At 57.7% G+C, this 19,319-nt stretch carries 21 protein-coding genes; 11 read left to right on the top strand and 10 right to left on the bottom strand.

Going from position 1 to position 19,319, the window contains the following annotated elements:
* Positions 1 to 55: 55 nt before the first annotated feature.
* Positions 56 to 1,648: an ABC transporter substrate-binding protein gene (locus BFQ01_RS20770; protein ID WP_065926710.1), complete on the bottom strand. Its 1,593-nt coding sequence runs from the start codon at positions 1,646 to 1,648 to the stop codon at positions 56 to 58.
* Positions 1,649 to 2,106: 458 nt separating this feature from the next.
* Here BFQ01_RS20770 and rpmB point away from each other — a divergent pair, with 458 nt between their 5' ends.
* Together rpmB and rpmG are read left to right on the top strand one after the other, a co-directional pair.
* Entirely contained in the window at positions 2,107 to 2,340 is a 234-nt protein-coding gene (gene rpmB, locus BFQ01_RS20765) for a 50S ribosomal protein L28 (RefSeq protein WP_003176907.1), read from the top strand.
* Between the two features lie 11 nt (positions 2,341 to 2,351).
* Positions 2,352 to 2,507, top strand: coding sequence for a 50S ribosomal protein L33 (gene rpmG, locus BFQ01_RS20760; RefSeq protein ID WP_003176906.1), 156 nt, complete (start codon positions 2,352 to 2,354; stop codon positions 2,505 to 2,507).
* Positions 2,508 to 2,577: 70 nt separating this feature from the next.
* On the opposite strand, the gene BFQ01_RS20755 is transcribed toward rpmG, so the two are convergent.
* Positions 2,578 to 2,940 (bottom strand): cupin domain-containing protein, encoded by a 363-nt coding sequence (locus BFQ01_RS20755; protein ID WP_027608294.1) that lies wholly within the window; start codon positions 2,938 to 2,940, stop codon positions 2,578 to 2,580.
* A 229-nt stretch (positions 2,941 to 3,169) separates the two neighbouring features.
* On the opposite strand from BFQ01_RS20755, the gene BFQ01_RS20750 reads away from it, so the two are divergent.
* Both BFQ01_RS20750 and BFQ01_RS20745 read left to right on the top strand, forming a co-directional pair.
* A complete protein-coding gene (locus BFQ01_RS20750) occupies positions 3,170 to 4,663 on the top strand; it encodes an aldehyde dehydrogenase (RefSeq protein ID WP_027608295.1) in 1,494 nt (497 codons plus the stop codon).
* Between the two features lie 148 nt (positions 4,664 to 4,811).
* Positions 4,812 to 5,954, top strand: coding sequence for an MFS transporter (locus tag BFQ01_RS20745; RefSeq protein ID WP_065926709.1), 1,143 nt, complete (start codon positions 4,812 to 4,814; stop codon positions 5,952 to 5,954).
* A gap of 12 nt (positions 5,955 to 5,966) precedes the next feature.
* Here BFQ01_RS20745 and BFQ01_RS20740 read toward each other — a convergent pair whose 3' ends face one another.
* Positions 5,967 to 7,532 carry a phospholipase D family protein gene (locus BFQ01_RS20740; RefSeq protein ID WP_065926708.1) on the bottom strand — a complete coding sequence of 522 codons (1,566 nt, stop codon included), beginning with the start codon at positions 7,530 to 7,532 and terminating at the stop codon, positions 5,967 to 5,969.
* Positions 7,533 to 7,594: 62 nt separating this feature from the next.
* The gene (locus tag BFQ01_RS20735; RefSeq protein ID WP_065926707.1) at positions 7,595 to 9,019 is read right to left on the bottom strand and encodes an aminotransferase-like domain-containing protein; all 1,425 of its coding nucleotides are present in this window, start codon (positions 9,017 to 9,019) and stop codon (positions 7,595 to 7,597) included.
* Positions 9,020 to 9,185: 166 nt separating this feature from the next.
* Here BFQ01_RS20735 and BFQ01_RS20730 point away from each other — a divergent pair, with 166 nt between their 5' ends.
* On the top strand, positions 9,186 to 9,410 hold the full coding sequence (locus tag BFQ01_RS20730) for a DUF1127 domain-containing protein (RefSeq protein WP_065926706.1): 225 nt from the start codon (positions 9,186 to 9,188) through the stop codon (positions 9,408 to 9,410).
* Here BFQ01_RS20730 and BFQ01_RS20725 read toward each other — a convergent pair whose 3' ends face one another.
* A complete protein-coding gene (locus BFQ01_RS20725; protein WP_065926705.1) occupies positions 9,411 to 10,703 on the bottom strand; it encodes an NAD(P)/FAD-dependent oxidoreductase in 1,293 nt (430 codons plus the stop codon).
* A 115-nt stretch (positions 10,704 to 10,818) separates the two neighbouring features.
* On the opposite strand from BFQ01_RS20725, the gene BFQ01_RS20720 reads away from it, so the two are divergent.
* Positions 10,819 to 11,172, top strand: coding sequence for a YkgJ family cysteine cluster protein (locus tag BFQ01_RS20720; RefSeq protein ID WP_065926704.1), 354 nt, complete (start codon positions 10,819 to 10,821; stop codon positions 11,170 to 11,172).
* Here the strand turns inward: BFQ01_RS20720 and BFQ01_RS20715 are convergent.
* Positions 11,169 to 11,657, bottom strand: a complete 489-nt coding sequence (locus tag BFQ01_RS20715) for an Lrp/AsnC ligand binding domain-containing protein (RefSeq protein ID WP_003176896.1) — start codon at positions 11,655 to 11,657, stop codon at positions 11,169 to 11,171. The two genes, BFQ01_RS20720 and BFQ01_RS20715, sit on opposite strands and share 4 nt — an antisense overlap.
* Before the next feature lie 156 nt (positions 11,658 to 11,813).
* Between BFQ01_RS20715 and dadA the strand changes: the two genes are divergently transcribed.
* From dadA to BFQ01_RS20690, 5 genes are all read left to right on the top strand, one after another.
* A complete protein-coding gene (dadA, locus tag BFQ01_RS20710) occupies positions 11,814 to 13,115 on the top strand; it encodes a D-amino acid dehydrogenase (RefSeq protein WP_065926703.1) in 1,302 nt (433 codons plus the stop codon).
* The gene (locus BFQ01_RS20705) at positions 13,087 to 13,440 is read left to right on the top strand and encodes a RidA family protein (protein WP_065926702.1); all 354 of its coding nucleotides are present in this window, start codon (positions 13,087 to 13,089) and stop codon (positions 13,438 to 13,440) included. The genes dadA and BFQ01_RS20705 overlap by 29 nt, the downstream gene beginning before the upstream one ends.
* A 79-nt stretch (positions 13,441 to 13,519) precedes the next feature.
* On the top strand, positions 13,520 to 14,593 hold the full coding sequence (gene alr, locus BFQ01_RS20700; protein ID WP_065926701.1) for an alanine racemase: 1,074 nt from the start codon (positions 13,520 to 13,522) through the stop codon (positions 14,591 to 14,593).
* 116 nt (positions 14,594 to 14,709) lie between these two features.
* A complete protein-coding gene (locus BFQ01_RS20695; RefSeq protein ID WP_003176893.1) occupies positions 14,710 to 15,258 on the top strand; it encodes a cupin domain-containing protein in 549 nt (182 codons plus the stop codon).
* A 180-nt stretch (positions 15,259 to 15,438) separates the two neighbouring features.
* Positions 15,439 to 15,855: a c-type cytochrome gene (locus tag BFQ01_RS20690; RefSeq protein ID WP_065926700.1), complete on the top strand. Its 417-nt coding sequence runs from the start codon at positions 15,439 to 15,441 to the stop codon at positions 15,853 to 15,855.
* Positions 15,856 to 15,934: 79 nt separating this feature from the next.
* Here BFQ01_RS20690 and BFQ01_RS20685 read toward each other — a convergent pair whose 3' ends face one another.
* From BFQ01_RS20685 to BFQ01_RS20670, 4 genes are read right to left on the bottom strand one after another with little or no spacing between them, the layout of a single operon-like run.
* A complete protein-coding gene (locus BFQ01_RS20685) occupies positions 15,935 to 16,291 on the bottom strand; it encodes a hypothetical protein (RefSeq protein ID WP_065926699.1) in 357 nt (118 codons plus the stop codon).
* Positions 16,288 to 17,001, bottom strand: coding sequence for a hypothetical protein (locus BFQ01_RS20680; RefSeq protein ID WP_065926698.1), 714 nt, complete (start codon positions 16,999 to 17,001; stop codon positions 16,288 to 16,290). Before BFQ01_RS20680 ends, BFQ01_RS20685 begins: the two co-directional genes overlap by 4 nt.
* Positions 16,998 to 17,756: a ferritin-like domain-containing protein gene (locus BFQ01_RS20675; protein WP_256097767.1), complete on the bottom strand. Its 759-nt coding sequence runs from the start codon at positions 17,754 to 17,756 to the stop codon at positions 16,998 to 17,000. Before BFQ01_RS20675 ends, BFQ01_RS20680 begins: the two co-directional genes overlap by 4 nt.
* Positions 17,757 to 17,791: 35 nt before the next feature.
* Positions 17,792 to 19,132, bottom strand: coding sequence for a saccharopine dehydrogenase NADP-binding domain-containing protein (locus tag BFQ01_RS20670; RefSeq protein WP_065926697.1), 1,341 nt, complete (start codon positions 19,130 to 19,132; stop codon positions 17,792 to 17,794).
* Positions 19,133 to 19,319: the final 187 nt, after the last annotated feature.

The following is a 19,319-nucleotide window of genomic DNA, read 5'->3' as shown; positions in this document are numbered from 1 at the left end:
TGCAGCTTGCAGCTTGCAGCTTGCAGCTTGCAGCTTGCAGCTTGCAGCTTGCAGCTTAGGGCTTGACGCTGACCTTCGAGAAATCCTGGCGCCCGAATGGGCTCACCTGGTAGCCCTCGACGCTCTTGCGCGCCAGGGCGAACGCCGTCGGGTGCGCCAGCGGCAACCACAGCGCCTGTTGCTGGATCTGCGCCTGGGCCTGCTGGTACAGCTTGCTGCGTACACCTTGTTCGCTGGTGGTCTTGCCGGCGCTGATCAGCTTGTCCAGCGTCGGGTCACAGTAGCGGGCGAAGTTGGTGCCGGATTTAACCGCCGCGCAGGAAAACTGTGGGGTCAGGAAGTTATCCGGGTCGCCGTTGTCGCCGGCCCAGCCCATGAACAGCAGGTCGTGTTCACCCGCTTTGGCGCGGCGAATCAGCTCGCCCCATTCGATCACGCGGATCTCGGCCTGGATGCCCACCTTGGCCAGGTCCGCCTGCAGCAGTTGCGCGCCGAGGTTCGGGTTAGGGTTCAGCAGGCTGCCGGTGGGGCGCGTCCAGAGGGTGGTCTTGAAGCCGTCCTTGAGGCCGGCACGGTCCAGCAAGGCCTTGGCCTTGGCGAGGTCCTGTGGATAACCCGGCAAGTCTTTGGCGTAGCTCCAGGTATTGGGCGGGTACGGGCCGTTGGCGGCTTCGGCGGTGCCTTCAAACACCGCCTTGAGGTAGCTGCCCTTGTCGAAGGCCAGGTTAATGGCCTGGCGCACCTCGGGCTTGTCCAACGGTGGGTGCTGGCTGTTGATGGCCACGAATGCGGTCATGAATGCTGCGGTTTTTTCTACCTTGAGTGCGGGGTCCTTTTCGGCCTCGCCCACATCCAGGGGCTTGGGCGACAGGGCGATCTGGCATTCGTTGCGATGCAGTTTCTGCAGGCGCACGTTGGCGTCCGGGGTAATGGCGAAGATCAAGTTATCCACAGCCGGTTTGCCGGCAAAATAGTCCGGGTTGGCCTTGTAGCGCACCACGGCATCTTTCTGGAAACGGCTGAAGATGAACGGCCCGGTGCCGATCGGCTGGCTGTTGAGCTTCTCCGGCGTGCCGGCCTTGAGCAGTTTGTCGGCGTATTCCGCCGGGTAGATCGAGGCAAAGCCCATGCTCAGGGCCGCGAGGAAGGTGGAGTCGGCGTGATCGAGGGTAAAGCGCACGGTCAGCGGGTCGAGGGCATCGATCTTCTTGACCAGCGTTGGCAATTGCAGGGACTGGGCGTGGGGGAAGCCGCTCTGGGCGATCTTGTGCCACGGGTTGGCCGGGTCGAGCATGCGTTCGAAGCTGAAGCGCACGTCTTCGGCGGTCAGGGTGCGGCTTGGGGTGAAATACTCGGTGCGATGGAATTTCACGTCCGGGTGCAGCTTGAAGGTATAGGTCAGGCCATCCGGCGAGACGTCCCAGCTGTCCGCCAGGCTGGGCACCAGTTTGCCGCTGGCCGCGTCGTAGTCCACCAGGCGATTCATCAGCACATCGGCCGAGGCGTTGGTGGTGGTCAGCGAGTTGTATTGCACCACATCGAACCCTTCGGGGCTGGCCTCGGTGCAGACGCTCAAGTTGCTGGCGGCAGAGGCCAGCGGCGCGATAAATAGAGGGGCTAGCAATAGCGGTAGGGCAGCGAGGCGCATGTTCGGTTTCCTTTGCAGATCGAAGGCCCATCTGCGAGTGCAGTCTGGAAAAGCCCTACCGTAGTGGTCTGGTTGATAAATGACTAGCCCATTTTTGCCTGTGCTTTTGCTTCAAATACTGTTTTGATGGCACCCCAGCGCGTTTCGCTGTGCGCTTTGCTGCGCGCGCGAGCGCTGTAAATCATTCTGTGCGACGAGCGGTCGGTTGTTACAGCGGCCCCTCCTGGCAACGGTTCGGGCGTCTGTCGCCGAGATTTACGCCGGTAAAAATACACGGGCTGTTGTTGCACATGGGTCTTTCTGGTATAAAGCAGCGCTCTTTTCTAGGGGCCCGGTTCCTTCGCTTGTAGGTGTAGCCGGTAAGACCCTAAAGAAACGCGGCGCCTGGCGCCAAATGACTGAGAGATTAAGCGGCCAACCCATGCCGGGTTGGGCATGTGGTTTTAGAGGGCTGAGGCATGTCGAGAGTCTGTCAAGTTACCGGTAAGGGTCCGGTGACTGGGAATAACATTTCCCACGCAAATAACAAAACCCGTCGTCGTTTCCTGCCGAACCTGCAGCATCACCGCTTCTGGGTTGAAGAAGAGAAACGTTTTGTTCGCCTGCGTGTATCTGCCAAAGGCATGCGTATTATCGACAAGCGTGGCATCACTGTCGTGCTGGCCGAAATCCGCGCCGCTGGCAAGATCTAAGGAGCTCTATCATGCGTGAATTGATTCGAATGATCTCTAGCGCCGGTACTGGTCACTTCTACACTACCGACAAGAACAAGCGTACTACCCCGGACAAGCTCGAAAAGAAAATGTTCGACCCGCGCGTTCGCAAGCACGTGATCTACAAAGAAGGCAAAATCAAGTAATTGATTTTCCTCCTTGTGAAAAAAGCCCGTATCTCACGATACGGGCTTTTTTTTGCGTCGGATTTACTGATCAGGCTTTCTGCTCGAACACCACGTAGATCTTGCGGCACGGCTCCAGCACTTCCCAGGTGCCGCTGAAGCCGGCGGGGATCACGAAGCGGTCGCCGGCACGCAAGGTCTTCGCATTGCCCTCGGCGTCGCGCAATACAGAGACGCCCTGCACGATCTCGCAATACTCATGCTCGCTGTAGTTGACCTGCCACTGCCCGACCTCACCTTCCCAGACACCGGCGTTCATCTGGCCGCACGGGCTGTTGTAATGGTTGTACACCGTTTGTTCGGGATCGCCCTTGAGGATTTTTTCTGCGGCAGGGCGGTAGCGGTCTGGGGCGGTGTTGGCCTGGCTGAAGTCGACGATGTCCTGGATGCTCATGTGCGTGTCCCGTCTGGCCTGCGGTTGGAGAGCCAAAGTCTATGTTTATTAAAATGAACATCGCAAGGGCGTTTACCGCGGTTATGTCAAATATATTGAAACATCCCTGGCCGCTGGTTTAGGGTGGCAGCTGCCTTTGAGCCGAACAGCTGGCTGGCGGGCAAGCATTCTTTGAGGCTGCCGGGGGACATCGCCTGGCCCTTGTATTCAATAAGAGGAGGACACTCGCATGACCACCCTGACCCGTGCCGACTGGGAACAACGCGCCAAGGATCTGAAGATCGAAGGCCGCGCCTACATCAATGGCGAATACACCGCTGCTGTTTCCGGCGACACCTTCGAATGCATCAGCCCGGTCGATGGTCGCCTGCTGACCAGTGTTGCCAGTTGTGACGCCGCCGATGCCCAGCGCGCCGTAGAAAATGCCCGCGCCACCTTCAATTCCGGTGTCTGGTCGCGCCTCGCGCCGGCCAAACGCAAAGCCACCATGATCCGTTTCGCCGCGCTGCTCAAGGCCAATGCCGAAGAACTGGCGCTGCTCGAAACCCTGGACATGGGCAAGCCGATCAGTGACTCCCTGAACATTGACGTACCCGGCGCGGCAAATGCCCTGAGCTGGAGCGGCGAGGCAATCGACAAGATCTACGACGAAGTCGCAGCCACCCCGCACGATCAGTTGGGTCTGGTGACCCGCGAGCCGGTCGGCGTGGTGGGTGCCATCGTGCCGTGGAACTTCCCGCTGATGATGGCCTGCTGGAAACTCGGCCCGGCGCTGTCCACCGGTAACTCGGTGATCCTCAAGCCGTCCGAAAAATCTCCACTCACCGCCATCCGCATCGCGGCCCTGGCCGTTGAAGCCGGTATTCCGAAAGGCGTGTTCAACGTGCTGCCGGGCTACGGCCACACCGTCGGCAATGCGCTGGCGCTGCACATGGACGTCGACACACTGGTGTTCACCGGTTCGACCAAGATCGCCAAGCAACTGTTGATCCGCTCCGGCGAATCGAACATGAAGCGTGTATGGCTGGAAGCCGGCGGCAAGAGCCCGAACATCGTTTTTGCCGATGCTCCGAACCTGCAAGCCGCTGCCGAATCCGCTGCCAGCGCCATCGCCTTCAACCAGGGTGAAGTCTGCACTGCCGGTTCGCGCCTGCTGGTGGAACGTTCGATCAAGGACACCTTCCTGCCGCTGGTGATCGAGGCCCTCAAGGGCTGGAAGCCCGGCAACCCGCTGGACCCGGCGACCAACGTCGGTGCCCTGGTGGACACCCAGCAGATGAACACCGTGCTGTCGTACATCGAAGCCGGCCACACTGACGGCGCCAAGTTGGTGGCGGGTGGCAAGCGCATCCTGGAAGAGACGGGCGGCACCTACGTCGAGCCGACGATTTTCGACGGTGTAACCAACGCCATGAGAATCGCCCAGGAAGAGATCTTCGGCCCGGTGCTGTCGGTGATCACCTTTGACGGCGCCGAGGAAGCGATCAAGATCGCCAACGACACCCAATACGGCCTCGCCGCTGCGGTGTGGACGTCGGACATTTCCAAGGCGCACCTCACCGCCAAGGCCCTGCGTGCCGGTAGCGTGTGGGTCAACCAATACGACGGCGGCGACATGACCGCACCGTTTGGCGGCTTCAAGCAGTCGGGTAATGGTCGCGACAAGTCGCTGCATGCGTTCGACAAGTACACCGAGCTGAAGGCGACCTGGATCAAGCTGTAAGCAACACCGCAGGCAAATGTGGGAGGGGGCTTGCCCCCGATAGCAGTGTGTCAGGCACTAACAGTGCTCACTGATCCACCGCAATCGGGAGCAAGCCCCCTCCCACACTGTTTTGTGTGAACCCATGATTATCCACAGGAGCGTGGCAATGCGTTGGGCGACCTATTTCGCCGTCCTGGCCTCGGTGCTCAGTGTCGGCCTGGCCCTGGGCGTCAGCATGCCGCTGGTCTCCCTGCGCCTTGAGGGCTGGGGCTACGGCAGTTTCGCTATTGGCGTTATGGCCGCCATGCCGGCCTTTGGCGTATTGCTCGGCGCCAAGGTCTCCAGCCGTCTGGCCGCCTGGCTCGGCACCGCGAATCTCATGCGTCTGTGCCTGTGGGCTGGCGCGGTGTCCATCGGTTTGCTGGCCATTCTGCCCAGCTACCCGATATGGCTGGCGTTGCGCCTGATGATCGGGGTGATCCTGACCATCGTGTTTATCCTCGGTGAAAGCTGGATCAACCAGTTGGTGGTGGAGCAGTGGCGTGGCCGGCTGGTGGCGCTGTATGGCTGCAGTTATGCCTTGAGCCAGCTCTCGGGCCCGTTGCTGCTGGGCCTGATCGGTACCGACCATGACTATGGTTTCTGGGTCGGCGTTGGCCTGCTGGTGGTGGCTCCGTTGGCATTGCTGGGTCGCTCTGGTGCGCCCAGTGCCGAATCGTTCAGCGTGACCTTCGCGGACCTGTGGCGCTTCTGCCTGAGCCTGCCGGCGATTGCCTGGGCGGTGGCGCTGTTTGCCGCGTTTGAGGCGATGATCCTGACGCTGCTGCCGGTGTATTGCCTGCAACAGGGCTTCACTGCCGAAATTGCCTTGACGATGGTCAGCACGGTGGTGGTCGGGGACGCGCTGCTGCAGCTGCCCATCGGGGCACTGGCGGATTATCTGCCACGACGCACGCTGTTTTTGAGTTGCGCACTGCTGTTGCTGGCATCGAGCCTGGCGGTTCCGTTGCTGATGCACACGCTACTGATCTGGCCAATATGGGTGCTGTTCGGCGCCAGTGCCGGCGGGTTGTTCACGTTGTCGCTGATCCTGATCGGCGAGCGTTATCGTGACGATGCGCTGGTGCGTGCCAATGCCCACATCGCGCAGTTGTGGGGCATCGGTTGCCTGATCGGCCCGCTGGTAGCCGGCGCCGGCAGCCAATGGATCAGCGGGCACGCGCTGCCGTGGCTGATGGCGGCCGGGGCATTGGGCTTGGTGGTGCTGTTGCTGCGCCAAGGCGCATTCGGTGCTGCTCAGCCGGCTTGATCCTCGCTGTTCCTAGAGCATGCGTTCCAGGCCGACCGAGGTGGCGAACCAGGCATTGAACCGTCGCCACCAACTGCCCGGTTCACGGGTCAGGGTGTGCAGTTGGCCGTTGTCCTCGGTCACCCATACCACGTTGCCGTCCTGCAGTTTCGCCTCGTAGCTCAGGGCCGGCGCCATGCCTTGCAGGGCGAGATTGCGCACGTGTTCCGCCAGTTCGGGGCTGTCCACCAGCACGCCGACCTCGGTGTTCCACAGCACGGAGCGCGGGTCGAAATTGAAAGAGCCGACAAACGATTTTTGCCGATCAAAGATCATCGCCTTGCTGTGCAGGCTCGAGTCCGAGCCGCGGAACGTGCCTCGACGAAACAGGTGCGGGCCGCTGCCGCCGCCGTCACCCGGTTGGCGGCGTAGCTCGTAGAGTTTTACCCCGTGCTCCAGCAGCGCCTTGCGGTACGGTGCATAGCCGCCATGTACGGCAGGCACGTCGGTGGCTTCAAGGGAGTTGGTCAACAAGCTCACCGATACGCCCGCGTCGGCGCGCCCCGTCAGGTACACCAGCCCGGGCTGTCCCGGCACGAAGTACGCCGAGATCATCATCAGTTCATGGTTGACGCCTTCCAGCTCCGGGGCCAGTTGCGTGGTCAGCAGCAGGTGCGGGTCCGGGTCGGCCTTGGACAGCACCTTGCTGGGTGCGTCCCACAACGCCTGGTTCCAGGCCCAGATCAGTTCGCGGCGCCAGATGTCCATGCGCGGCTGGGTCTGGTAGGTGCGCAGGCGCGCGTACAGCGCGTGCTTCTGCTGGCGCGATTCGGCCAGCGACGCCTCCAGGCTCAGGCGCGCGGCGGCCAGGTCACCTTTGGAGGGCGTATTGGAGACGAAATCATCAATGGGTTTGCTCAGGGCGCTGTTCCAGTACTGATCGAAACTGTGCCCGAGTTGCTCGGCCACCGGCCCCACGCTGAGCATGTCGATATCGGTGAAGTTCAGGTTGGGCTCGGCGTCGAAATACTCATCCCCCAGGTTGCGCCCACCGACGATGGCCACGCTGTTGTCCGCCAGCCACAGCTTGTTGTGCATGCGCCGGTGTTGCAGCGACAGGTTGAACAGGCGGCCCATGGCGCGCGTCACACCGGTGCTGCGTCCCAGGTGCAGGGGGTTGAACAGGCGAATCTCGATCTTGGGGTGGGCGGCGAGGGTGGCGATGATCTGGTCGAGGCCGTCGCTGGTGGTGTCATCCAGCAGGATGCGCACGCGCACGCCACGGTCGGCGGCCTTGAGCAGTTCATCCACCAGCATCCGCGTGCTGATGCCGTCGTGGACGATGTAGTACTGCAGGTCAAGGCTGGTCTGGGCATTGCGGATCAGCTCGGCGCGGGCCATGAAGGCTTCGCTGCTGTTGGGCAGCAGGCGAAAACCTGAACGGCCCTGGTAAGGCGCGGCCTGGGCCTGGATCGAGCGGCCGAACGACGATTGGGCGGCCGGCAGGGCATCGCTGGGTATGCGCGGGGTACTCACCGTGGCGCAGCCGCTCAAGGCCAGGGCTCCCAGCAGGAAAAACGGTAAAAGCCGTCGAATCATCAAGGGAGTCGTGTCCAGGTCAGGGCGGTTGTCGACATATGACGGCGGTTTCTTGCGAAAGGTCAGTCCACCGTTTCGGCCAGCATCTTGATCGCGGCAGCGCCGACTTTGCGCACGGCCTCTTCAATCTGGGCGGTAGGCTTGGCAGCGTAGTTCATGCGCAGGCAGTTACGGTACTTGCCCGACGCGGAAAAGATGCTTCCCACAGCCACCTGTACGCCTTGTTCCACCAGTGCGCGGTTGAGCTTGAGGGTGTCGAAGCCTTCCGGCAGTTCTATCCACAGCATGAAGCTGCCTTGTGGGCGGCTGGCGCGGGTGCCGGCAGGGAAGTAGCGGCTGACCCAGTCGAGCATCAGGTCGCGATTACGCTGGTATTGTGTGCGCATCCGTCGCAAATGCGGTTCGAAATGACCCCCTTTGAGAAACTCGGCAATTGCGATCTGCGGCTGCGTGGCGGTGGAGCCGGTGCTGATGTACTTCATGTGCAGTACCCGCTCCAGGTACCGGCCCGGAGCGACCCAACCAATGCGCAGGCCTGGCGCCAGGGTCTTGGAGAACGAACTGCACAGCAGCACACGACCGTCTTCGTCGAAGGATTTGATGGTGCGCGGGCGTGGGTAGCTGTAGGCCAGTTCGCCATACACATCGTCTTCGATGATCGCGACGTCAAAGCGCTGGGCCAGGGTCAGCAATGCGCGTTTGCGCGCTTCCGGCATGATGTAGCCCAGCGGGTTATTGCAGTTGGGGGTCAGCTGGATGACCTTGATCGGCCACTGTTCCAGTGCCAGTTCCAGGGCTTCGAGGCTGATGCCGGTGATCGGGTCGGTGGGGATTTCCAGGGCTTTCATGCCCAGGCCCTTGAGGGTCTGCATGGCCCCGTGGAAGCTGGGCGAGTCCACCGCGACGATATCGCCCGGCTCACAGATGGCGTGGATGCTGGCGGACAGCGCCTCGTGGCAGCCGGTGGTAATCACGATGTCCTCGGCCGTCAGTTGGCAGCCGGAATCCAATGACAGCCGGGCGATTTGCTCGCGTAGTTCCATACAGCCGAGAATATTGTCGTAATACAGCCCCGGCAGATCCTGGCGCCGGCTGACGCGGGCCAGGCTGCGCAGCAGGGGTTTGAGGGTGGGTGACAATACGTCCGGCATGCCGCGGCCCATCTGTATGACGTCTTTGCGCGGAACGGCGCGAATCAGTTCCAGCACCAGATCCCACTGGGAGATTTCCACCGGGCGCTGGGCCGGGCGGCCGACCTCGGGCAGCGCCGGCAACTCCCGGCCCACCGGTACAAAGTACCCAGACTTGGGCTTGGGCATCGCCAGGCCATTGTCTTCCAGCAACCGATACGCTTGCTGCACGGTGCTCAGGCTGACCCCGTGCTCCACACTCAAGGCGCGTACGGACGGCAGCCGATCTCCGGGGCGATAGAACCCCTGTTCGATGCGTGTGCCCAGTAATTCGGCGAGGTTGACGTAAAGCGTCATGGCGGTCGCTCCCAGGGGACCAGTACAGATAGGGGGAAAATACAGGATTCAGCCGCGCATAGGCAGTATCTGTATGGATTTAATAAAGGTGGGTTGAATCTGTAATGGTTTTGTCTGCTCGCCCATTCTAGCCACTCATGGCAACAGGCAAATGAGGGGCAGCAAAATGAACGGCATGAGTGATGTGCGGCTGACGTTACACAGTCAGGAATTGCAGGCTGGGCAAGAGCGGGCGACGTCGCCGCGCGAGATCAGCCGCTGGAGCTTGTTCTGGCACCGCCGCCATACGCGCAAGGCCTTGCTGCACTTGACTCGCGAGCAATTGCGCGACGTTGGGTTGACCCTGGAGCAAGCCCGCCAGGAAGGCTTGAAACCCTTCTGGCGCGATTGATCAGACCAGCTCTTTGAGACGGTGCCAGAGCATTCCCAAGGCCAGCAGCGGCGAGCGCAGGTGCTTGCCGCCGGGGAAGGTGATGTGTGGCACCCGGGCGAACAGGTCGAAACGTCCCTGCTGCTGGCCGCTGATGGCTTCGGCCAGCAGTTTGCCCGCCAGGTGTGTGGCGTTGAGGCCGTGGCCTGCGTAGGCCTGGGCGTAATACACGTTGGGCTGATCCGCCAGGCGGCCGATCTGCGGCAGGCGGTTGGCGCCGATGCCGATCATGCCGCCCCATTGGTAATCGATCTTCACGTCGGCCAGCTGTGGGAACACCTGCAGCATCTTTGGCCGCATGTAGGCGCCGATGTCCTTGGGGTCGCGTCCGGAGTAGTGACAGGCGCCGCCGAATAACAGGCGACGGTCGGCGGACAGCCGGAAGTAATCCACCGTCACGCGCTGGTCACACACGGCCATGTTCTGCGGTAGCAGGTTGGCGGCTTGCGCCTGGCTCAACGGTTCGGTGGCGATGATGTAGCTGCCGGCGGGCAGCACCTTGCCGCTCAATTGCGGATTCAGTCCATTGAGATAGGCATTGCAAGCGAGTACCAGGGTCTTGCCGCGCACTGTGCCTTGGGCGGTGTGCACCTTGACCTCGGGGCCGTAGTCGATGCGCGTGACTTCCGACTGTTCGAACAACTGCACACCCCATTGCTGCGCGGCGGCGGCTTCGCCGAGAGCCAGGTTCAACGGGTGCAGGTGGCCGGAACCCATGTCGATCATGCCGCCCACATAGCGGTCGGAGCCGATGACGCTGCCCATGTCGCTCGCTTGCAGCAAGCGTACTTCGTGGCGATAGCCCAGGCTGCGCAGTTCTTCGGCGTCTTCGGCAAGGCCTTGCAGGTCGCGAGGCTTGTTGGCCAGGTCGCAGTAGCCCCAGGTCAGGTCGCAGGGGATCTGGTAGCTTTCGACACGTTCACGCACGATCTCCACGGCTTCCAGGCCCATCAGCTTCATCTGGCGCACGCCATCGGTGCCGATCACGTTGGTGAACTGCTCCAGGCCATGACCGACGCCGCGAATCAACTGGCCGCCATTGCGCCCGCTGGCGCCCCAGGCGATCTTGCGCGCCTCCAGCAGAACCACGCTGAAGCCGCGCTCAGCCAGCTCCAGGGCCGTGTTGAGCCCCGAGAAACCGCCGCCGATCACGCACACATCAGCGCCCACCTCGCCCGTCAACGCCGGGTAGTCGGGTTGCGGTACGCTGCTGGCGGCGTAGTAGGAAGCGGTGTGCCGGGCGCTGGCGGTCATGGGGAGCATCCCTGTTTGGAAAATTTGACGCAGGATACAGCGGTCGGACGAAGCTGTCTGCGCGGGGCGTTTTGCTTCAGAATCCACCTCTATTCGCCGTTCGGTACCTGTTTCGATGAGTTGCAACAGTCAGAAAATCAGCGCGCTGCGCCGTCAGATTCCTTCGTTCGAGTGCGTCCCCGGCTGCCACGACTGCTGTGGGCCGGTCACCACTTCGCCCGAGGAGATGTCGCGCCTGCCACGCAAGACCGCTGCCGAGCAGGACGCCGCAATGGACGAGCTGAACTGTGTGCACCTGGGCCCCCACGGCTGCACCGTGTATGACGAGCGGCCGCTGATCTGTCGGCTGTTCGGTACCACGAAGACCTTGCCATGCCCCAATGGGCGGGGGCCGGTGGAGCTGATTCATCCACGGGTGGAAAAGCAGATCCATGAATACATGGCGAGCACCCGGCAGGTGCTGGTTTAATCGGGAATAGGCAGGTTGAGGCTCTCCTTGACCTCTTCCATCACGATATAGCTCTTCGATTCCCGCACATGGGGCAACTTGAGCAGGATGTCGCCGAGCAATTTGCGGTACGAGGCCATCTCGGAAATCCGCGCTTTCACCAGGTAGTCGAAGTCCCCCGAGACCAGGTGGCATTCCAGCACATGGGGCAGTTTCAGCACGGCGCGGCGGAACTCTTCAAAGGTGTCGCCGGATTTGTAATCGAGGCTGATCTCGACAAATACCAGCAAACTTCCCTTCAAATGCTGGGGATTGAGCCGCGCGTTGTAACCCATGATGATCCCCTCGCGCTCCAGCCGTCGCACCCGCTCGGTACACGGCGTGGTGGAGAGCCCGACCTTTTCCCCCAGCTCGGTGAACGAAATTCGCCCATCGGTTTGCAGGATGCGCAGGATGTTGCGGTCGATCTTGTCCAGCTCCCGCTTGGTCTGGGTGTTGGTACGCATAGGGGATACGCCTCTGTAAAAAGGGTTTTTGCCGAGAATTGTCGCCAAATATAGGCATTTATATAGTGAAATGCACTGGCGATTGCTTTTTATACTGCGCCCATCATTGCTCGAATAACACACGTCAGCGGCCAAGCCCGCGATGAGGGTATAAAAATGCGCGTTCTGGTCTTGGGTAGCGGCGTCATTGGGGTGACCAGTGCCTACTATTTGGCGCGGGCTGGCTTTGAAGTGGTTGTGGTCGACCGTCAGCCGGCTGCTGCCATGGAAACCAGTTTCGCCAACGCCGGCCAGGTGTCCCCAGGCTACGCCTCGCCATGGGCTGCGCCGGGCGTGCCGCTCAAGGCCATCAAGTGGTTGCTGCAACGCCACGCGCCGTTGGCGATCAAGGCCACGGCGGATATTGACCAATACCTGTGGATGGCGCAGATGCTGCGCAACTGCACCGCCAGCCGTTATGCTGTGAACAAGGAGCGCATGGTGCGCCTGTCCGAGTACAGCCGTGACTGCCTCGACGAATTACGTGCGCAAACCGGTATCGCCTACGAAGGCCGCAGCCTCGGGACTACCCAGTTGTTCCGTACCCAGGCCCAGTTGGATGGCGCCGCCAAGGACATTGCCGTTTTGAAAGAGTCCGGTGTGCCGTTCGAGCTGCTCGACCGCGCCGGTATCGCCCGTGTTGAGCCGGCCCTGGCCAGCGTCACCGATATTCTCGCCGGTGCCCTGCGCCTGCCCAACGACCAGACCGGCGACTGCCAGATGTTCACCACCCGCCTTGCCGAGATGTGCAAGCAGTTGGGTGTGGAGTTTCGCTTCGAGCAGGACATCCAGCGTCTCGACTACGCCGGCGACCGCATCAACGGCGTATGGATCGACGGCAAGTTGGAAACCGCCGACCGCTACGTGCTGGCCCTCGGCAGCTACTCGCCGAAGCTGCTCAAGCCGCTGGGGATCAAGGCGCCGGTGTACCCGCTCAAGGGCTACTCGCTGACCGTGCCGATTACCAACTCGGCGATGGCGCCAACGTCGACCATTCTCGACGAGACCTACAAGGTCGCCATCACCCGTTTCGACAACCGCATCCGCGTCGGCGGCATGGCTGAAATAGCCGGTTTTGACCTGTCGCTTAACCCGCGTCGGCGTGAAACCCTGGAGATGATCGTCAACGACCTTTATCCTCAGGGCGGCGATCTGGCCGAAGCCACGTTCTGGACCGGCCTGCGCCCGACCACACCCGACGGCACGCCGATTGTCGGTGCCACGCCGTTCAAGAACCTGTTCCTCAACACCGGCCATGGCACTCTCGGTTGGACCATGGCGTGCGGCTCCGGTCGCCTGTTGGCCGACCTGATGGCGAAGAAAACGCCGCAGATCAGCGCCGAAGGCCTCGATATTTCCCGTTATGGCAACCACCAGGAGTCCGCAAAACATGTCAATCCAGCGCCAGCTCACCAATGAGCGCATGAGCCAGATCGTTGTTCACAGCGGTACCGTGTATCTGGCCGGGCAAGTCGGTGACGACATGAACGCCGGGATCGAACAGCAGACCCGTGAAACCCTGGCCAATATCGAACGTTTGCTGGACTTGGCCGGCACCGACAAAACCAAGCTGCTGTCGGTGACGATCTACCTGAAGGACATCGACGCCGATTTCGCCGGTATGAACGCGGTGTGGGACAAGTGGCTGCCCAAAGGCGTCGCCCCGGCCCGCGCCACGGTTGAAGCCAGGCTGTGCGAACCGGAAATCCTGGTAGAGCTGTCCGTCGTGGCCGCGCTGCCTTAAACAACGCTCCCTCTCCCGGTGCTGACGCTGTTGGTCGGCGCCGGTTTTTCTTCACTTTGCCGCCTAGAAGCCTGCCGCCATGCGTCCTGCCCGTGCCCTGATCGACCTCCAAGCCTTGCGCCACAACTACCAATTGGCCCGTGAAGTCACGGGGGCCAAGGCCCTCGCCGTGGTCAAGGCCGACGCCTACGGCCATGGTGCCGTACGCGTTGCCCAGGCGCTGGAAGCCGAGGCCGACGGGTTTGCCGTGGCGTGCATCGAGGAGGCGCTGGAGTTGCGCGCCGCTGGTATTCGCGCGCCAGTGCTGCTGCTGGAAGGCTTTTTCGAAGCCGACGAGTTGCCGCTGATCGTCGAGCATGATTTCTGGTGCGTGGTGCATTCGCTGTGGCAACTGGAGGCCATCGAACAGGCCCGGTTGAGCGCGCCGCTGACCATCTGGCTCAAGCTCGATTCGGGGATGCACCGCGTTGGCCTGCACCCCAAGGATTACCACGAGGCTTACCAGCGCCTGCTGGCCAGCGGCAAAGTCGCAAAGATTGTGTTGATGAGCCATTTTGCCCGTGCCGATGAACTCGATTGCGTCAGCAGCAACGAGCAAGTGGCGGTATTCGATGCGGCGCGCCAGGGCCTGGTGGCGGAGGTCAGCCTGCGCAACTCGCCGTCGGTCCTGGGCTGGCCGAGCGTATCCAGCGACTGGGTGCGTCCTGGCATTATGCTTTATGGCGCCACACCGTTTGGTGAGGACCAGGCCTTGGCCGCGCGTTTGCAGCCGGTGATGACCCTGGAATCGAAAGTGATCTGCGTGCGTGAACTGCCAGCCGGCGAGCCGGTAGGCTACGGCGCCCGGTTCATCACGCCCAAACCGATGCGTATCGGCGTGGTTGCCATGGGCTATGCCGACGGCTACCCGCGCCATGCGCCCACCGGCACGCCGGTGCTGGTGGCGGGGCAGCGCAGCCAATTGCTGGGTCGCGTGTCCATGGACATGCTGTGTATCGACCTGACGGACGTCCCCGAGGCGGGTCTTGGTTCCACGGTGGAGCTGTGGGGCAAAAATATCCTCGCCAGTGACGTCGCCGCCGCTGCCGAGACCATCCCGTACCAGATCTTCTGCAACCTGCGTCGTGTGCCAAGGCTCTATTCCGGCGCTTGAGCGACAGGGACGAACACAGCTCCCTGGGATTTAGGCCCAAGTGTTGTAAATACTGAACGCTGTCGCCATGATAACGCTCAATTACAACAACGCCTGAATCCTAGGAGGCTCCCGCATTGGACGTCGGTGAACGACTGCAATCCATCCGTAAGCTGAAGGGTCTTTCCCAGCGTGAGCTCGCCAAGCGCGCGGGTGTCACCAACAGCACCATTTCGATGATCGAAAAAAACAGCGTCAGCCCCTCGATCAGTTCCTTGCGCAAGGTGCTGGGCGGCATCCCCATGTCCATGGTCGAGTTCTTTTCCGAGGAGATCCTCCAGGAAATACCGACGCAGATCGTCTATAAAGCCAATGAGCTGATCGACATCTCCGACGGCGCCGTCACCATGAAGCTGGTGGGCCGTGCGCACCCGAGCCGGGCAATTGCGTTTCTCAATGAAATCTACCCGCCTGGCGCCGATACAGGCGAAGAAATGCTCACCCACGAGGGCGAGGAAACCGGGATTCTGGTGGAAGGCCGTCTGGAGTTGGTGGTCGGTCTTGAAACTTTTGTGCTCGAAGCCGGCGATAGCTACTACTTTGAAAGCACCAAGCCTCATCGTTTCCGTAATCCGTTCGATGTGCCGGCGCGACTAATCAGCGCAGCCACACCCGCGAACTTTTAACAAAAGAGGCGTCCTGCCAGCGTTGCAGAGACCCCGAGCTGTATTCCGTGAGACCGAATCTCCCTTTATTTAATAGGGTTGTTTCGGCCAGGCGGGCTAACCGTTATACTTTCGCCGCCTGCGAAACCGTGGCCGCAGGCGTGAATAGCCACCATTGAGGGTGAACGCGTGAACCTAATTATGAAAATGCTGGCTGCACCAGCAACCGTACTGGCCCTATGGGCTGTGAGCGCACAAGCTGCGACCAATGATGACATTGCCAAGCGCCTGGAGCCCGTGGGCCAGGTCTGCGTCCAGGGCCAGGAATGCAAAGGCATGGAAGTCGCCGTGGCCGCAGGCGGCGGCGGCGGGGCGAAAACCCCTGACGAGATCATCGCCAAGCATTGCAACGCGTGCCATGGCACCGGCCTGCTGAACGCGCCGAAAATCGGCGACACCGCTGCCTGGAAAGAACGCGCCGACCACCAGGGAGGCCTCGACGGCATCCTGGCCAAGGCGATCACCGGTATCAATGCCATGCCGCCAAAAGGCACCTGCGCAGATTGCTCGGATGACGACCTTAAAGGCGCGATTGAGAAAATGTCGGGATTGAAATAATAAATAGAAGGTTTATACGGAGGGGAAGGTCAATGAGTGAGCTACCCCTCGTATATTCGAAAGAGTGAATAATAGTAAGTCAAAGCAGAAAGGTCGCTAACAATCCGGCAGCACCTAAAAGGAAACCTACTAGAGCCCCACGGCCTGGAAGTTCCTTTAGCATTGCGTAAATCACCAGCGGTTCCAGAACAAGCAGCAATGTCAGTGATGCTACTGTGACTACCCATATGTTTCCGGTTCCTTGGTAACCAAACCAATACGCAAATATCAGGCATATGCCAGCGACGCATATTAATATTATAGGCTTTACAAAAAGTTCAGGGTTTTGTATTGCCCTAGTGGAAAGTTTTGAGGCGTATATCTCGCTGTATATTGTTAGTATTTCGCCGAGTATCATGAGTACTATGGATAGGATTAAGTATTGGTTGCTTTTCATTTTTTAGCTCTTGTTATAATATCCAGTACTTCTTTCGCTGTAGATTCTGCAAAGTCGGTGCTGCCCAGTAGAAAGTGAGGGCCATCATGGTCGAGTAAAAATGTATTCTCGTATTGGCCACCTTCCAGCAGAATAAGATGTCTCAATGTGTTTTCAATTTTGTCAATGTCTGATAGGTGGTTTCGTCTTAGTAGTTTTACCGCGTTTGCAAAGTGCGTGGCCTCATCAGCGATTAGGTTGCTAATCCATGAATTAAATAGTGGGCTTCCAAATTCATTGTAGAAAGTGTCTTTTTTATAGGTTTTAACAGAGACGTACTCGTCGTAGGCGAATACGGTGAGCAAGTTTAACTCGTTTGAGAGCAATTGCTCAAATCGGTCAAAGTTGCTTGTTCTTGTTTTCAGTTTTTCTAAAATAGACTCTTCGCTCATATTGAATAAAAGTCGATTTAGCTCAAGGAAACCATCGGCATGGTTTTTTTCATCTGAAAACCAAAGATCTAGATATTGCACAAAATATGAGGATAGCTTTGGTCGCCTTTCATAAAGATAATGGTATAAATTTATCGAGTCATACTCTGCTAATAGATCGGCCCAGAAAAAATCTTTGTATTTTTCGTCTATGCCGGGGTTGATCCATCCGCTATTAGAGATCTCTTTGAAAATTGCCTTGGAACTCCAGTGCCGTTTATTAAGAAAAGTAGGTTTCATTTGTCGTATCCTCTAGTCAGATCAGTTGCGGTGTTAAGTTTTTTTATTATGGTTGGAATTATAGTTTTTTCGATATCTGTTCGGCTGATCGGATAGTCAAATGTGTTGTGGTCGAGCACAAAGGTTCCCGTGTAATGCTCTTTTTCGAAATCCAGCTCAAAAAGACTTTTTAGAATAGAAGGGGCCTCGAGGAGTCTGTGTGAGTACATTAGTTTGATTTTCTCTATGAATAGAAAAAAATGCTTGGATTCATCTTTCTTGGCTTTTCTGATCCATGTTGAAAGCTGTGGCGAATTAAAATGGTCATATTTTTTTATGCTGCGATGATAGACATGAGTAGTGATTATCTCGTCATAGGCAAGTAAAATTAATAGTTTCAATGGGTCGCTGATGAAAGAGTCTAGGCTGCTAAAGTCGGACTTTCGTGTTTCAACGCTCAAGGCAATTTCGTCAAGTGGCAAGCCTGTATAGGCTGAGTAAATTAAGGAGAACCCGTAGGCGTGATCAATTTCATCTTTGAGCCAAGGGTTTAGGGTGTCTTCTAGTTTTGTCATTAATTCTGGATTTTTAGCTTCTATACACCAATACAGTCGCCTTGCATCATATTCCGTGATTATTGAATCGAAGAATATAGCTTGCCATTCGGCCTTTTCTTCCTCGCTAAACTTTAGCGGTGGGAAGGAGAAGTCTTTGAGTATCTCAAAGGCATTGCTCGAATATTTTTTCATGTGATCGGTGTTTTCTACCAAAGCCATTATAAATTCCCCATTCGGATTTTTATTATGGAAAGTTAATTTCTGCTTATGAAATTTTTGAGTGATAGTGATCTGTCGGTATGGGAGGGCCTCCAATTTACCTGTTGCTTGACTATTGGCTCCCAATAGTCGGCAGTGAAGTCGTATATGTATTTCCAGTCCAAATTTTCAGACTCTACAATCCCCTCGCTTGGGGATTTTTCTGCCCACTTCATTCCCCCTATAATGCTGGACGCTACTTGAAGGCTTGTCGCATTATTGTATTTTGCTTGCTTTCTTGTTTTGCCAATTGATAAGTTTGAGCCAAGCCAGAACGCATCGTATTTGTTGCTGATAAGAAAGATGCCTAGTTCGTCCGCGCCAGATATGATTTCGTCTTTTAATATTGTTTTTTTAAAGTCATAATTTGTCTGGTGTTTGTCAAGAAGCATTATTGAAGCGAGTGTTTGATCGCAAGGTTCGTAAGCGTAATACACGGTTGGGCGGTACGTGGGGTTTTCGGGATCACCTAAGGTCAGGTATTCGGCAATTGAAAGTGCTTCGTTGTGAGTCAATAGAAAGGCGGAAAATTCTAAATAGTTAGGTGACCAGCTTTTTACTCTAACTTGATGTCCCGTCTCGCTCATTTCAATCGCGTAGCCGTTTTTTTTGGCTCCTAGGGGAAGCTCATTTTCATGGGTGCCCCAGCCTAGTTCTGCGGGCTGCCTGCACTCGGTAATTAGTCCGTCTGCAGACCATGTCGAGACAAAACCAAGAGGGTCGCGTGCTGTAGAGGTAGCCTGTGAGTCATGCTCGGAAATTTGTATAACTTGTATTTCAAGCTCTTTTGCCAGGCCTGCCCAATCTGCTTGGTGATTTGGCGCTGCCGATATATTGTTCAGGGCCGCCATCTCAAGAAGCGCTTTTTTTAAAAGTATTGAGATAAAACCTGGGTTTGCACCATGTGCCAAAATAGCCGTTGAGCCACTATTGCTTTGCTGGTGAGCCTTCATCGCTTCCCGTAACTCGAAGTTACTTGTGAGTGTTTTGTTATTTTTTGTTTCATAGCTCCAAGGTTCTATACATGTATCCAAGTAAAGTGAACCGTGCAGTTGTGCAAGACTCACGAGGGATAGACTCGATACAGACACCGCTAGATTAAGAAGAAAGACATTTTCATTAAGGTGTGGAGACAGCACATGGTCAAAATTTTTAGCAGTAATGTTCACGTTTTCCAAGCTTGCTAGAAATTCGTTGGCAATTTCTCTTTGAGAAGTTTGAAGGTTTTTTTCAAAAATAGTTACTGTTGCTTCAGCGTAATGTTTTGATAAAAGCGGCAGTAAGCCCTGAGCGATATTCCCAAAGCCTATGATGACTATATGATTTATTTTTTTCATGGGTTAGCCATATTTTTTATTGGTCATGAGGGTGGTGCAGCATTTTTATACTAGTCTGGGCGTTGGCTTTTTTTTGTTTCTTGGATCCTAAAATGATGTAGGGCTCGATTCTATAACTCGTAGGCTTTTTCTTTTGATTTGTTTATTGAGTAAACTTTTTCAGTCTCTTTTTTATTAGTGGTTTTTT

This window comes from Pseudomonas sp. 8 R 14 (assembly GCF_900005955.1).
GTDB classification, from domain to species: Bacteria; Pseudomonadota; Gammaproteobacteria; order Pseudomonadales; family Pseudomonadaceae; genus Aquipseudomonas; species Aquipseudomonas marginalis.
This window is presented reverse-complemented; position numbering and strand designations above follow the sequence as displayed.